The 15,068-nt window shown below is 59.3% G+C and carries 14 protein-coding genes; 13 read left to right on the top strand and 1 reads right to left on the bottom strand.

All coding sequences use genetic code 11. From position 1 onward, the window contains the following. Positions 1–165: 165 nt before the first annotated feature. Positions 166–1,413, bottom strand: a complete 1,248-nt coding sequence (rho, locus tag LDN04_RS06960; protein WP_214175350.1) for a transcription termination factor Rho — start codon at positions 1,411–1,413, stop codon at positions 166–168. A gap of 507 nt (positions 1,414–1,920) precedes the next feature. On the opposite strand from rho, the gene LDN04_RS06955 reads away from it, so the two are divergent. From LDN04_RS06955 to LDN04_RS06895, 13 genes are all read left to right on the top strand, one after another. After that, positions 1,921–2,610: a PTS sugar transporter subunit IIA gene (locus tag LDN04_RS06955; RefSeq protein ID WP_223908251.1), complete on the top strand. Its 690-nt coding sequence runs from the start codon at positions 1,921–1,923 to the stop codon at positions 2,608–2,610. Further along, the gene (locus LDN04_RS06950; protein WP_223908247.1) at positions 2,607–4,589 is read left to right on the top strand and encodes a proton-conducting transporter membrane subunit; all 1,983 of its coding nucleotides are present in this window, start codon (positions 2,607–2,609) and stop codon (positions 4,587–4,589) included. The genes LDN04_RS06955 and LDN04_RS06950 overlap by 4 nt, the downstream gene beginning before the upstream one ends. Before the next feature lie 90 nt (positions 4,590–4,679). Continuing rightward, positions 4,680–5,588: a respiratory chain complex I subunit 1 family protein gene (locus LDN04_RS06945; RefSeq protein ID WP_223908245.1), complete on the top strand. Its 909-nt coding sequence runs from the start codon at positions 4,680–4,682 to the stop codon at positions 5,586–5,588. Between the two features lie 6 nt (positions 5,589–5,594). Then, a complete protein-coding gene (locus LDN04_RS06940) occupies positions 5,595–6,233 on the top strand; it encodes a hydrogenase (RefSeq protein WP_223908243.1) in 639 nt (212 codons plus the stop codon). Positions 6,234–6,384: 151 nt separating this feature from the next. Further along, complete coding sequence (locus LDN04_RS06935; RefSeq protein ID WP_223908241.1) at positions 6,385–7,818, top strand: proton-conducting transporter membrane subunit; 1,434 nt, start codon at positions 6,385–6,387, stop codon at positions 7,816–7,818. Then, positions 7,815–9,335, top strand: a complete 1,521-nt coding sequence (locus LDN04_RS06930) for an NADH-quinone oxidoreductase subunit C (RefSeq protein WP_223908239.1) — start codon at positions 7,815–7,817, stop codon at positions 9,333–9,335. Before LDN04_RS06935 ends, LDN04_RS06930 begins: the two co-directional genes overlap by 4 nt. Positions 9,336–9,532: 197 nt before the next feature. After that, positions 9,533–10,177: a DUF4145 domain-containing protein gene (locus LDN04_RS06925; RefSeq protein ID WP_223908236.1), complete on the top strand. Its 645-nt coding sequence runs from the start codon at positions 9,533–9,535 to the stop codon at positions 10,175–10,177. A 160-nt stretch (positions 10,178–10,337) separates the two neighbouring features. Next, complete coding sequence (locus tag LDN04_RS06920; protein WP_223908229.1) at positions 10,338–11,249, top strand: alpha/beta fold hydrolase; 912 nt, start codon at positions 10,338–10,340, stop codon at positions 11,247–11,249. Positions 11,250–11,384: 135 nt separating this feature from the next. Further along, positions 11,385–11,840 carry a putative signal transducing protein gene (locus LDN04_RS06915; protein WP_223908227.1) on the top strand — a complete coding sequence of 152 codons (456 nt, stop codon included), beginning with the start codon at positions 11,385–11,387 and terminating at the stop codon, positions 11,838–11,840. Between the two features lie 160 nt (positions 11,841–12,000). After that, positions 12,001–12,819 (top strand): acetoacetate decarboxylase family protein, encoded by an 819-nt coding sequence (locus LDN04_RS06910; protein ID WP_223908225.1) that lies wholly within the window; start codon positions 12,001–12,003, stop codon positions 12,817–12,819. A gap of 85 nt (positions 12,820–12,904) precedes the next feature. Next, entirely contained in the window at positions 12,905–13,729 is an 825-nt protein-coding gene (nuoB, locus tag LDN04_RS06905) for an NADH-quinone oxidoreductase subunit NuoB (protein ID WP_223908223.1), read from the top strand. Between the two features lie 145 nt (positions 13,730–13,874). Further along, complete coding sequence (locus tag LDN04_RS06900) at positions 13,875–14,165, top strand: Dabb family protein (protein ID WP_223908221.1); 291 nt, start codon at positions 13,875–13,877, stop codon at positions 14,163–14,165. A gap of 167 nt (positions 14,166–14,332) precedes the next feature. After that, positions 14,333–14,932 (top strand): carbonic anhydrase, encoded by a 600-nt coding sequence (locus LDN04_RS06895; protein ID WP_223908218.1) that lies wholly within the window; start codon positions 14,333–14,335, stop codon positions 14,930–14,932. The last annotated feature ends 136 nt before the right edge of the window (positions 14,933–15,068 follow it).

Below are 15,068 nucleotides of genomic sequence, written 5' to 3'. Positions count from 1 at the left end.
GGAAACTCCGGATGAGACATATCGGTTTCCAATTCGGAAACGAGGAGTTTTTCGTCCTGGCAAGGAAAACGAGGGGTTGCGCGGAGGCGTACGTCGGTACGCCGCACAAGCAAACCCGATGGTTGACACCGCCAGGGCGGAAAAAAAACCGTTTCCGGATGGAAACTATTTGCTCATGGAATCGAGGAAGTCCTGGTTCCCCTTGGTCTCCGCCAGCTTGGAAAGGAGGAATTCCATACTGTCCACAACGTTCATTGGGTGGAGCACCTTGCGGAGGATCCAGATACGGTTGAGGGAGCTCTTCTCGATGAGGAGCTCTTCCTTGCGGGTACCGGACTTGTTGATATCGATTGCCGGGAAGGTCCGCTTCTCCACCAGCTTCCGATCCAGATGGACCTCCATGTTGCCGGTCCCCTTGAACTCCTCGAAGATGACCTCGTCCATCTTGCTCCCCGTGTCGATGAGGGCGGTAGCGATGATGGTGAGGGACCCCCCCTCTTCGATGTTACGGGCCGCGCCGAAGAAGCGCTTCGGCTTGTGGAGGGCGTTGGAATCGACCCCACCGGAGAGTATCTTGCCGGAAGGGGGGATAACGGTATTGTAGGCCCTGGCCAAGCGGGTGATGGAGTCGAGCAGGATCACCACGTCCCGTTTGTGCTCCACGAGCCGTTTCGCCTTCTCGATGACCATCTCCGCCACCTGCACGTGACGGGTTGCCGGTTCGTCGAAGGTGGAGGAAACCACCTCACCCTTCACCGACCGCTGCATGTCGGTCACCTCTTCCGGCCGCTCGTCGATGAGGAGGACGATGAGGTAGACTTCCGGATGGTTTTCGGCGATGGAGTTGGCAATGTTCTGAATCAGCATGGTCTTGCCGGTTCGGGGAGGAGCGACGATGAGTCCGCGCTGTCCCTTGCCGATGGGGGAGATCAGTTCCATGACCCGCATCGGCATGTTATCGGGAGCGGTTTCCAGTTTCAGCTTCTCATCGGGATAGAGCGGGGTGAGGTTATCGAAGAGAATCTTGTCCCGCGCCACCTCGGGCGGTTCGAAATTGACCGTCTCCACTTTGAGGAGGGCAAAATAGCGCTCCCCCTCCTTGGGTGGGCGTATCTGGCCGGAGACGGTGTCGCCCGTATGGAGGTTGAAGCGGCGAATCTGGCTGGGAGATACGTAGATGTCATCGGGGCCGGGAAGATAGTTATAGTCCGGCGCCCGGAGGAAACCAAAACCGTCGGGAAGGGTTTCCAGCACCCCCTCGCCGAAGATCATCCCGTTCTTCTCGGTCTGGGCATTGAGGATGGCGAAGATCATGTCCTGCTTGCGCAGACTGGATGCCCCTTCGATGTTGAGCCCTTTGGCAATTGCAGTAAGCTCGCTGATCTTCTTGTTTTTCAGTTCCTGTAGGTTCATCGGTTCTCCTGGTTGATGCAGTTGGGGCAATCTATGCTGGAAATGGGGGAAGTGGCAGTTTTTTGGATGGGCACGGCATGGCGTCCGAGGGGATATATCCTGGCATGAATGTTCACTGAAATTGTATCGTACGAAGTTCTTGGGCTCGGGTACCGTTAAAAAGGGTCGGGATGGCGATAGAATTGAATAGAAACAGCCGACATGATTTTTGCGAGGATAGTTAATCTATTAACCGCTCTTGTGTGGTTTGTCAACAGAATTTATGCGGCACAGTCCCACCGGGGGGAGCCATATGACCGGCTCCGACGAAAAGCCCCGATGACGTGTGAACTTCTAGAACTAGTGAAAAACCTTGCCATGGCATATCCGGATTAATCAGTTGACGGATGCAATGCGTCGGCATATAATCCCGTTCTATCGCGACCCTGCACTGTTCCCGCCACCCTGTTAAGCGCTGACGGGAAAATGTCTCCGTCAGACCGCACCAGTTAACCATGGGGGTTCCCAATGCTCCTCTCCGTAGCAGAAGCAGCCAGACTGCTCCAGGTGGATGAAAAAACCGTCCACAACTGGATACGGAAGGAAGGGCTCACCGCCAGCAAGATGAGCGATCAACTCCGTCTCAACCGGGTGGACCTCCTGGAATGGGCGACGGAGCACAACATCAAGGTCTCCCCCGAGATATTCGCCGCCACACTGGAAGAGGAGGGAGAGCCACTCCCCACCCTCTCCGAAGCCCTCGAGGCGGGGGGAATCCACTACGATGTTCCGGGAGGAGATCCACCGAACGTCCTCAGGGAAGTCGTCGCCCTCCTCAAACTCCCCCCCCAGGTCGATCCCGACTTTCTCCTCCAGGTCCTGCTGGCCAGGGAAGCACTCGGCACCACCGCCATCGGCAACGGCATCGCCATCCCCCATGTCCGCAACCCGATCCTTCTCCACGTAACGGCTCCCCTCGTCACCCTCTGTTTTCTTGCCCAGCCGATCGATTTCAAAGCCCTCGACTCCCTGCCGGTCCAGACCCTCTTCACCCTGGTGAGCCCCACGGTCAAGACCCACCTCCATCTCCTGGCGAAGCTCGCCTATGCCTTGCGGGACGAGCGGTTTCAGGATGTTCTGCGGCGGCGGGCCGATGCGGCCGAGATCATGGCAACTATCGCAGGGATCGAAGCCGACTTGCCGAAGGGGAACCGATGACCGCCGGCAACCTCATCATCGCCGCCATCCTGATGACCGCCCTGTCGGGGATACCGGCACTGTTTCTCCGCAACCGTACCCTTGGGCAGAACTTGGCCACCGCCATCCTTGTCCTCGGCAGCCTGATCGGCCTGGCCGGTGCCATTACCACCCTCGGCTCCGGACGTACCGAGATATACGGTATCGCCTGGAGCCTCCCCTTCGGCCCTTGCGAGATCGGCGTCGACCCCCTTGGAGCGATATTCCTCCTTGTGGTGTTCGCCATTTCCGGCTGCTGCGCCGTCTACGCCACCGGCTACTGGCCGGCGGCCGACAACCCTGCGACCGTGCACCGGATCACCTTCTTTTTCGGCCTGCTGACCGCCGCCATGGCCCTCCTCGTCACGGCCCGAAACGGCGTGCTGTTCCTCATGGCCTGGGAGGTGATGGCCCTTTCCTGCTACTTCCTGCTCAGCACGGAGGACGAAAAAGCCGACGTACGCGAAGCGGCCACCCTGTATCTGATCACCACCCATCTCGGCACCCTCTCCCTGTTCGCCATGTTTTCGCTCCTGCAGGGCGCCGCCGGTTCGTTTCTCTTCCCTCCCGCCGGTTCTCTCAATGCCGCAACCCCCCTGGCCACCGGGATATTCGTCACCGCCCTCCTCGGCTTCGGCCTCAAGGCGGGGCTCATGCCGCTCCACATCTGGCTCCCGTCGGCCCACGCCAATGCCCCGAGCCACATCTCTGCCTTCATGTCGGGGGTCCTGATCAAGATGGGCATCTACGGCCTGGTCAGGAGCCTCTCCCTGTTCCATAACATCCCGCTCTGGTGGGGAATAACCGTGCTCGTCATAGGGATCATTTCCGGCGTGGCGGGAGTCGCCTTCGCCATAGGCCAGCATGACCTGAAGCGTCTCCTTGCCTACCACAGCATCGAGAATATCGGTATCATCGCCATGGGGATCGGCGTGGCACTCATCGGCCAGGCCGTGGGAAATACGATCCTGATTCTCCTCGGCATGGCCGGGGCGCTCCTGCACGTGCTCAATCACGCGACCTTCAAGGCGCTTCTCTTTCTTGCCGCCGGCGCGGTAATCCATGCCACGGGAACCCGTGAGATTGACCTGATGGGGGGGCTTGCCCGGCGCATGCCCTACACCGCCGCCTTTTTCCTCGTGGGAGCGGTGGCGATCTGCGGGCTTCCCCCCCTGAACGGTTTTGTCAGCGAATTTCTCATCTACGTCGGGCTGTTCTCCGGTATCCTGGGTGAAGGGGGTACCGCCGTGGCGTTCCTGGCGCTGTCAGCTCCGGCCCTCGCTCTGATCGGGGGGCTGGCGGTGGCATGCTTCATCAAGGTTTACGGGGTGGCATTTCTCGGGGTACCCCGGGCGGAGGAGGCTGCCCACGGCCACGAGGCGGTGAGGGTCATGCTGGCCCCCATGGCCCTCCTGGCAACCATCTGTATGGGGATAGGGATCTTCCCCCGGATGATGGCCGGCCCGCTGGCCGGGGCGGTGCACTCATGGCAACCGGCCGTCGGCATGACGGGACCGGCTCTCACCGCCGCCGCACCTCTCGGCTGGATCACCATCATGGGACTGGTTCAGATCTGCCTTGCCGGCGGCGTTGCGGCACACTTCATCGGCCGTCTCAAGGCGGAGCCGGTCTCCGCCGGCGTCACCTGGGGTTGCGGCTACCTCCGCCCCACGCCCCGCATGCAGTACACCGCATCCTCCTTTGCGGAACTGCTGGTCAAGACCTTTGCAGGCATCCTCCACCCCCACGTGACCTCCCCGGCCATGAAAGAACCGCTCCCCGGCCCGGCCCGCTTTGCCAGCCACGTGCCGGAGACCATGCTGGAACATGTGTTCATGCCGGTCCTGCGCCTCGCCAACGACCGGCTTGCCCAACTCAGGAGGCTGCAGCATGGACAACTCCACCTCTACATCCTCTACACCTTCGTCACCCTGGTAGTGCTACTTATATGGGCGTATTAACAGCAGTCATGAGTTTTGAATTATGAATTTCGAGTTAACTGCACGACAAACTCCGTGCCTCATAAACGGCAAACGAGATGTGAGCGCTTCATGACCGACATCGTCGTCCACCTGCTCCTCATTATCCTCATGCCGCCGCTCCTGCTCGGGATCATCGCCCGGACCAAGGCGGTGTTCGCCGGGCGGACCGGTGCGCCCTACCTGCAGCCCTATTACGACATCCTTCGGCTGCTGCGCAAGGGGTCGGTGTTCAGCGGCACCACCACCTGGGTATTCCGGGCCGGGCCGGTCGTCACCCTTGCCGCAATTGCAACGGCAGCGCTTCTCATCCCCCTCGGCAACCACCCCGCCCCGCTCGCCTTCACCGGCGACATGATCCTGTTCGCTTACCTTTTCGGACTGGCACGTTTCTTCACCATGGCAGCAGCGCTGGACACCGGCTCCAGCTTCGAGGGGATGGGGGCGGCCCGGGAGGCAACCTTCTCCTGCCTGGCCGAACCGACCCTTTTCTTCGCCTTGGTTGTGTTAGCCCGGCTCACCGGCTCCCTCTCCCTCACCAACATGCTCACCCGGGCCGCCGCTGGCAACTGGCTCGGCACCGGCGCGGCCATGCTTCTGTTGACCGGCGGGTTGTTCATCATCCTGCTGGCGGAGAACTGCCGCATACCCTTCGACGACCCGAACACCCACCTGGAGCTGACCATGGTCCACGAGGTGATGGTGCTGGACCATAGCGGTCCCGCCTTCGGCTATATTCTCTATGGCGCGGCCCTCAAGCTGTTCGTACTCGGGGCCTTTTTCATCCAGGTAGCGCTACCCTTCAAGACCGGTGTCAGTCCTGTGGACTGGGTGGTCTTCATCGGTACGATGATACTTCTCGCTATAGTCATCGGAGTCGTGGAGTCGATCATGGCGCGTCTCAAGCTGATCCGCATCCCGCAGATGCTCGTGGCCGCCACTATCCTTTCCGCCTTCGCCATGCTCCTGATGTTGAGGTAAGAATTCATGAGTTCCTTTGCCGACCAACTCCTCGTGCTCGTCATGCTCATCAACTTTGCCGTCCTCGGTTCGAGTCGGATAGCCCTCGCCATCCGCGCCGTCGCGGCCCAGGGGGTGGTCCTCGGCCTCCTTCCGTGGCTTATCCACCCCTTCTCCTGGCACCTTTTGGCCATCATGGTCGGCATCATCCTCGCCAAAGGGCTTCTCATCCCCTGGCTCCTCACCGGCGCCGTCCGCAAGGCAGAGATCCGCCGGGAAACGGAGCCGTTTGTCGGCTACGTCACAACCCTCATAATTGGCGCGCTCCTGACGGCATTCGCCTTCGTTTTCGCGGAGAAGCTGCCGCTGGCGCCGGCGCACCAAGGGCTCCTGTTCGTTCCCGCATCCGTAGCCACAGTGCTGACCGGATTTCTCGTTCTCACCACCCGGCGCAAGGCAATCACCCAGGTTATCGGCTACCTTGTCCTGGAAAACGGCATCTTCATATTCGGTCTGCTCCTGACCGAAGCAATGCCGGTCATGGTGGAAGCGGGGGCGCTCCTCGACCTGCTGGTCGGCATTTTCGTCATGGGAATCATCATCAACCACATCAGCCGTGAGTTTTCGTCTATCGACACATCGCGCCTGACTACGCTGAAAGAATAGTGAAATGCGGCTTTTCCGCAATCTCTGCGTTGATCTTCGGGATTCCTTGTGCGACGTAGCGCTGCTACGTCTCCGTGTCATCCCTTGATCGCCTTGACCTTGCAAAAAATCCACATTTCAAGTAAGCACCTGAGAAATCAAGGATAAGTCAATGTTGTATTCTCTCATAATGTTACCTCTTGCAGGCGCCCTCATCGCCTGGCTCATCCCCGGCGACCGGCTGCGGCCGTTGCTGTTGCCGCTGTTCGGTGTGCTCCATACCGCCCTGACCGTCGACGCGCTGCTCCTCACTCCGCCCCCCTCACCCAACGACTGGATACACCTGGATGCGCTGGGAAAGGTGGTACTTCTCGGCATCAGTGTTCTGTTCCTGGTCTGCGCAGTCTACGCCGTCGGCTATCTTGGCTACCGCCGGGAGCGGAGCAACCGCGTGCTCTGCGCGGGGCTCCTCATCTGCCTTTCCGCCATGTCACTCGTCTGCGCGGCCCACCACCTGGGGCTCCTCTGGGTGGCCATAGAAACCACCACCGTCTCCATGGCCCCCCTCATCTACTTCAACCGGAACGCCCGTTCCATCGAGGCTACCTGGAAGTACATGCTCATCTGCTCCGTGGGGATCGCCCTCGCCCTCATGGGGCTCTTCTTTCTTGCCTACTCCACCATCGTCGCCGGCCAGGAACCGACCCTGCTCCTGGAGCCGCTCATCTCCTCGGCCCGCAAGCTCTCACCCGACTGGCTCAAGGCAGCCTTTATTTTCCTGCTGGTCGGCTTCGGCACCAAGATGGGGCTGGCGCCGCTCCATACCTGGAAGCCTGACGCCTACGGCGAGGCACCGGGACTCGTGGGAGCGCTTCTGGCGGGAGGGCTCGTGAACTGCGCCTTCATCGGCATCGCCCGGATCTACCAGATCTGCACTGCCTCCGGTAATGCCGGTTTCTTCCTCGATACCCTTCTGATCATGGGGCTCATTTCCATGGGATTCGCCGCCGTCTTCATGGTAAACCAGTCCGATTTCAAACGGATGCTCGCCTATTCCAGTGTCGAGCACGTGGGGATACTGGCCGTTGCCCTGGGATTGGGGAAGGGGGCCCTGTTCGGCGCCCTGTTCCACGTCATCAACAACGGTCTCACCAAGGGAGTGCTCTTCCTCTCGTCGGGCAACATCCACCGCTCCTACAACAGCAAGAACACCAGCCAGGTAAAAGGGGTCCTGCGGCGGCTCCCCTGGTCAGGGGGGCTGTTCCTCGCCGGATTCTTCGCCATCACCGGCTCGCCGCCGTTTTCACCGTTCCTCAGTGAATTTTCCATCGTCAGCAGCGCCTTCATCCAGGGAAGAAACGTGAGCGGCGGGTTGTTCCTCCTCTTCCTGGCGGTAATCTTCATCGGTATGGCCTCCACCGTCCTCCCTCTCGTTTCCGGAGAAGAACCTGCGGAGACGGTCCGGACCCCCTACCGGGACCGGCTCCTCACCGTTGGCCCCCCGCTGGCCACCATGCTCCTCGTGCTCATGCTCGGGCTCTGGCTCCCCGAACCGCTTCGACGACTTCTCATGGATGCCGCGGCGCTCCTGGAACTGCGGCCATGACCGAGTCCCTGCGCACCTTCCATAACGGCCAGGCCTTTCCCCTAACGGAAATTCCCTTCCTTGCCACCGACGATTTTCTGCAGAAGCTCGTCGACGCCGTCGACGGCGGCTGGCGGGTCTCCTCCTACTTCGGGGCTTCGGCCGGCGAGACGGTCAATCTCTATGCCATTCTCGCCTACAAGAAGAAAGGGCTCCTGGGGATCATGGCGACCACGGTCAAGGGCAACGCCGTCCCCTCCCTCACCCGACTCATCCCCCAACTCCACCTGTTCGAGCGGGAGATCGCCGAAGAGACAGGGCTTCTCCCCGACGGCCACCCCGGGCTCAAGCCGGTCCGTTTCCACCGCTCTTTCCGGCCGGGGCACGATGCGTGGGGACGGGAAGAGGGGGAACCGATTCTCCCGGGCGTCATGGATTTCTACCGGGTGGAGGGGGAGGAGGTCCACGAGGTGGCGGTCGGCCCGGTCCACGCCGGCATCATCGAGCCGGGACATTTTCGCTTCCAGTGCCACGGCGAGGAGGTCTTCAACCTGGAGATATCCCTCGGCTACCAGCACCGGGGAATCGAGGCGGGACTCGCGGGCGGCCCCCACCCCCGCACCCTCTACCGGATGGAAACCGTCGCCGGGGACACCACCGTCGGCCACACCCAGGCTTACTGCATGGTACTTGAAGCCCTCGGCGGCATGCCGGTGCCGGCCCGGGCCGAGGTGCTGCGCGGCATCGCTCTGGAACTGGAGCGGCTCGCCAACCACACCGGCGACCTGGGGGCGCTGGCCGGCGACGTCGGCTACCTCCCCACCGCATCCTACTGCGGCCGTATCCGGGGAGACTTCCTGAACATGAGCGCGGTCCTCTGCGGCAGCCGCTTCGGCCGGGGGCTCATCCGTCCCGGCGGGGTCGGCTTCGACTGCAGCCACACACAACAGGACGACCTTCTTGCCCGCCTCGACGCGGCCAGGAAAGATCTCACCGGCGCCGTGGATCTCCTCTGGAATTCGCCGTCGGTCATGGCCAGGTTCGAAGGGACCGGCCGGGTGGATACCGAAACGGCACGGGAGATCGGGCTGGTGGGTCCGGCCGCCCGGGCCTGTGGCCTCAACCGCGACGTGCGCCGCGACCACCCCTTCGGCATCTTCCGGATGAGCCAGATACCGGTGGTGACCGCCCCCACCGGCGACGTGTACGCCCGCACCCTGGTCCGCTGGATGGAGGCGGAAAAATCCCTTGAATTCCTCGCCGAACAGCTGCGCCAGCTCCCCGGCAAGGATATCCGCACCGACCTGAAGCCGCCGGGCGGTGGCATGGTGGCAGTGGCCCTGACCGAAGGGTGGCGGGGCGAGATCTGCCACGTCGCCATCACCGACGCGGCGGGGCGCTTCGCCCGCTACAAGGTCACCGACCCGTCGTTCCACAACTGGACCGGCCTCTCCCTGGCCCTCAGAAACGAGCAGATATCCGACTTCCCCCTCTGCAACAAGAGCTTCAACCTGTCGTACTGCGGGTTCGATCTGTAGCAGCAACGTGGCAACTGCTGGCGAAGATGTGCTGGGGGCGAGAATTCCTGCTGAATTTCTGGATGCAGAAATTACTCATATAAGTAATCAATCAGGTTACCTATAAAAGGGATAAATTACCTATAAAAGAAACAAGTTACTTTTATAGGGAAACCTACTAACAACTAGTTGGAAGTCCAAATAACACGAGGTAACAGATGAAATTTATAGCTCCAAGCATTCACCACAAGTCTTTTACGTGTCCACACTGCGGTGTACTTGCCCGCCAATACAAATGGGGCTACGAACTCGATAAGGCCAGCCAAGGCGTCTACCCCGAATCACATGTCGAAATAGCACCTTTGAGAGTTACTCGATGCGAAAACTGTGGGAGCAACTGTCTATGGGTCGGCGACACATATATTTTCCCTGACAGAGGAAATGCTCCAAGACCGAATCCTGATATGCCCGCGGAAGTACAATCAGATTATGAAGAAGCGGCTCGAATCTATACAAAGTCACCCCGTGGCGCTGCAGCCCTGCTTCGGCTTGCTATTCAAAAACTCATGGTTCATTTAGGACAAACCGGTAAAAACATCAACGAGGATATAGCTGGGCTCGTTGCTTTAGGGCTACCACAACAGATTCAGCAAGCGCTAGATGTTGTCCGCGTAACGGGAAACAACGCCGTACACCCAGGACAACTTGATGCGAACGACACTCAGGTAGCAGAGCAACTCTTCCCGTTAGTGAATGTGATTGTTGAGTACAGAATTTCCCTTCCGGCTCGGATTCAAGAGATGTATGACGCGTTGCCGGGTGGTGCCAAAACGGCTATCGAAAAACGTGATGGTGCTAAGTGAGGGAGAAGGAAGAGTTCAAAGCTCCAAATTTCAAAAAGGAAGACGATGGTTCCAACAAGACACATCGACGCCGACCGCCCGAAAAACTGGGCGGGCGGGTCATGTGCCGAGCCGTTGGGCATGAAGAATGGCGATTGGTCTATCAACAATGGGAGAGAAGATGCTCAAATTCCTTCTAGGCACGCTAGGCATACTGGTCCTGACATCGCCGGTGGCAGCACAGGTTAAGCCGTATCCACCCTCGTTCCGAACACAGGAAATCCAGACCGATGGCGCGACGCTTCACGTGCGCGTCGGCGGTAAAGGCCCAGCCGTAGTCCTTCTACACGGGTTCGGCGATACAGGCGACATGTGGGTACTGCTTGCGGCAGACCTCGCACGTGACCACACGGTTGTCGTGCCCGATTTGCGTGGCATGGGGCTCTCGTCGCTGCCAGCCGGCGGCTATGACAAGCGCACACAGGCCGCTGATATCCGCTCTGTGCTGACCACACTCGGACTCGACCGAGCTGCGATTGTCGGGCACGACATCGGCACGATGGTCGCCTACGCCTATGCGGTGCGCTACCCTGAAAAGACCGAGAAACTCGTAGTGATGGACGCACCGGTTCCCGGCATTCCACCTTGGGACTCCATCGTGCGTCTGCCTGCTTTGTGGCATTTTGATTTCGGCGGCCCGGACGCGGAGCGGCTCGTTGCCGGTCGCGAGCGCATCTATCTCGACCGCTTCTGGAACGAATTCGCGGGCGATCGCACGAAAATAGACGAAGCCACTCGGGCACACTACGCGAAGCTTTATGCGCGTGCAGGTGCCATGCATGCGGCCTTCGCTCAGTTCAACACTATCCGGCAGGATGCCGAGGACAATAAGGTCGCAATGAAAACGAAGCTCACCATCCCCGTGTTGGCTGTTGGCGGCGAAAAGTCGTTCGGCGCTAATGAAGCCGTGGTGATGCGCAACGCTGCCACGGATGTGACCGAAGTCGTTGTCAAGAATGCCGGGCACTGGTTGATGGAGGAAGCGCCATCGGCCACGATCACAGCCGTTCGAGCTTTTTTGTCGAGGCCGTAAGCGTCGAGCGGGTTTGCCCTTTGGGCTATGCTTGGCGAAAGGGATGGAGGAGAATTGACACCCAACAATCCTCCAGAGGCAACGCGGCTTCGCCGCGTGCCTCAGCTTGAACGTTGGAAGAAAAGGTAAATCGAGATGTTTTGCCCAAGATGTGGAACTGAATATCGTGACGGCTTTTCAAAATGCTCTGACTGCGACAGCAATCTTGTACATGAGCCGCCTCCACCAGAGAATGACGAGAAACCGGAGGAGCCACCAATAGCCCTCTATTCTCCTAATGATGAACTTGAGCTCTCAATGATTCGCGGCCTACTGGATGCGGACGAGATTCGCTACTTTGTGTTAAACGATTATTTTGGCTCCATGCGCGTTGGTCCGCAGATCGATCTAGTCAACAAGAAAACGATTATGGTTGCACCGGAAGATCATGATCGCACGAAAGAAATCATTTCGAATTTTCTTGAAAGCAGCATCGACGACGAGGGAGTCGAGATGCAATATACAGCAGGTCAAAAGCTGAGGATGATCATAGAGGCGCTACTATTCACATGGTTTATACCAGGGCGAAAAAGAGGAATAATCAAGAGCTGACAGGATCATCCAGCTGGAAGGAACATAGAGGGGTCAGGTCTCAACCATTAACAAGAGACAGATTCAGTCAGTATGTGTTGAGAGTTGAGCCCTGACCCCCTTATTCATGTGACCGCCCGCTGGTCAGGCTTGTGACGTTGAAACAAAAGGAGAACATAATATGCTAAGAAGACTTTTGGCCAATCTGGTTGGATTTTTCCTCTTCTCAGCCGCAACCCAGGCATGTTGTGCTGCCGATTTCAGCATGCCGCTGTTCGCGCCGGAATACGGCACTCCGCCGCGCACATACCACGATTCAAAACTGGTATCAATTACCTTCAAGACCACAGCCGAGGCTCTGCAGAAATTGGTCCCCAAGCCGTTGACGCCGAACAAGGACAATCTCGTATCACTTTACATTGGCCGCTTCAATACCCCGGACTACCAGAACGGCGAGCTACTTTTCAAGGGCGAATCGTACCTGGAGGCCGGTTTTGTCGTGCCGGTGAACTTCGAAAAACGGTCTGGCGGTTATTCGCTCGTTCTCTACCTCAACAAGACCGCGCCAGCCATCAGCGGCCGGGAGATCTGGGGCTTCCCGAAGAAGGAGGCCGACATTGCCATGGTGGAAGACCAGAGCAAGATAACGGTAACCATGGAGCGGCTTGGCGTAATGCTGCTGCAAGCGACTTTCCAAAAAGGCGAGAAGGTTGAGCCGGTTGTCCAACGCCCCCCGAGGGCCAGGTATAACCTCAAGTACATTCCGTCTGTCAGGAAGAATGACCCGCCCGATGTCATGCAGCTGACGTCGTTTATGCAGAAAACCACGCTGAAGGAGCTATACAAGGGGAAAGCAACATTGCAACTGGGCGGGTCTAGTGTCGATCCGCTGAGCAGCATTCCCGTAGTGGAGATTATGAAGGCGGAATATATGGTCATAGACGGAGCGGTGGATTATGGCGAAGTTATCTATGACTATCTGAAACAAGGGAAAAAGTAAGTTTCAACCAGGGCGGCGGCACACAGACGCTGACGCGCTGGGGCGCCCCTACGACGTCAAACACACGTATCAACAGGAACACACCATGTTCAAAGCCATCCTCGCCCGCATCCACCAGAAACACCGGACAATCAAGTACCCGGCGGAGCCGGCGGTGCTGCCGGAGATGTTCCGGGGGTATCCGCTCCTTGCGCCGGAACGCTGTCCCCCCGACTGCCGGCTCTGTGTTGATGCCTGCCCTTATGGGGCGGTAACTTCCGGGACTCGGGACTCGGGACCTGGGACCCGGAACCGGGAAGGCAATAATAACCAGGAAGGCACTCTGTCTCTGGACATGGGGAAGTGTCTGTTCTGCCCCGAATGCGCCACGGCGTGCCCCCATGGGGCGGTCTCGTTCAGCAATGAAGCCCGGCTGGCCGCCAGCCGGCGGGAGGATCTGATTGTCGCGGCAGGGATGGAGCGGAAGCTGGCCCAGAAGCTGGACGCCAAGATGCGGGGGCTCTTCGGACGGTCGCTGAAGCTGCGGGAGGTGTCGGCCGGGGGGTGCAACGCCTGCGAAGCGGATACCAACGTGCTCAGCACGGTCGGCTTCGACCTGGGACGCTTCGGCATCCAGTTCGTCGCCAGTCCGCGTCACGCCGACGGAATTTTCGTCACCGGGCCGGTTTCGGCAAACATGCGGGAGGCGCTCTTGACAACATATGCGGCGGTTCCGGAGCCGAAGCTGGTCATCGCCTGCGGCGCCTGTGCCATCAACGGCGGTCCGTTCATGGATTCACCCGAAGTTCATAACGGCGTGGATAGCCTCTTGCCGGTGGACCTCTACATCCCCGGCTGCCCACCCCACCCCATCACTATCCTCGATGGCCTGCTCCGGATGCTCGGACGACTGGAAGATAACCTTCCGTAAGGGGTGAGTGTTTCGTGGAGCGAATGTGCCCGCGTGTCCCTTACGGATTCAGGAGAAACAGCCCCATACATCGCTTGACAGTGCCGCCCCGGCCGGGGTATGGTGCGCCCGTCATACGACCAAACCAACCGTAAAGGAGTTTCCCATGATTACCCACATCGTCTTCTTCCGCCTCAAGGACCAGTCCGCCGCCAACCTGGCCGCAACGAAAGAGAAGCTTCTCAGCATGAACGGCAAGGTTCCCCAGTTGCGCCACCTGGAGGTGGGGATTGACGTCATCCGCTCGGAACGCTCCTACGACCTGGCCCTCGTGACCCGCTTCGACTCCCTGGAGGACCTGCAGGCCTACCAGGTCCACCCCTACCACGAAGGGGAAATCCTCCCCTACATGAAGAGCGTCACGGCAGCATCCGCGGCAGTCGACTACGCCGGCTGACCACAACGCCCTATTTCAGCGCCCATTTCGTAGACTCTTCGTCGGCTGGTGATTATCTGAAACCCGATTTCCTTTAAAACAACGTGCTAAATTATTGGCACCTCCCCTTGCCGCGCCTTCGTGGTGTAGTACACTTCCTTCATCACGGGCGCGCAAGGGGGTATGCCATGATTACTACCCTGCTGGAAGGGAACAAGCGGTTCGTCGCCGAGACGTTCGAGAAGGAAAAGGCATTCTTCGCCTCCCTCGCCAAGGACCAGAAGCCGACCGTCCTCTGGATCGGCTGTTCCGATTCGCGGGTGCCGGTCAACACCATCACCCAGACCAGGGCCGGAGAGGTGTTCACCCACAGAAACGTGGGGAACATCGTCGCCACCAACGATTGGAACCTGTCAGCGGTTCTGGAATTCTCCATCAATCACCTGAAGATCCCCGATATCGTCATCTGCGGCCACTATGGCTGCGGCGGGATCGCCGCCCTCGACGAAGATAACGGCGACGACAAGTACATCCCCATCTGGCTGATCAATGCCTACAAGGCCAAGGAGAGGGTGGACGAAAAACTGCGCGCCCTCCACATCGAGATACCTACGGAGAAGCGGATGGAACTGATAGTAGAAGAAAATGTCCGCCTCCAGCTGGAGCACCTCCAGGAGTATCCCTTCGTCAGAAACGCCATGAAGGGGAAAAATCTCAACCTCCACGGCTGGGTGTATGACATGCAGACGGGGGAGATCAAGATCGTCAAAACCGAGAAAAACCGTTAACGCCTGCCAGCCACAGGTAGTGACCACCACACCTCAACCCCGTCACCGGCGGCAACCACTCGCTCCGGATCGTTTCATCTCCTGCACCCCCCTCTTTTTTCCCCAACCTAAGATCCCGACCGTTCTACCCAAAATC

This window comes from Geobacter sp. AOG1, assembly GCF_019972315.1.
In the GTDB taxonomy this organism is placed as follows: domain Bacteria; phylum Desulfobacterota; class Desulfuromonadia; order Geobacterales; family Geobacteraceae; genus Geomobilimonas.
The sequence above is the reverse complement of the archived record's forward strand: the minus strand, read 5'-3'. Positions and strand labels throughout refer to the sequence as shown.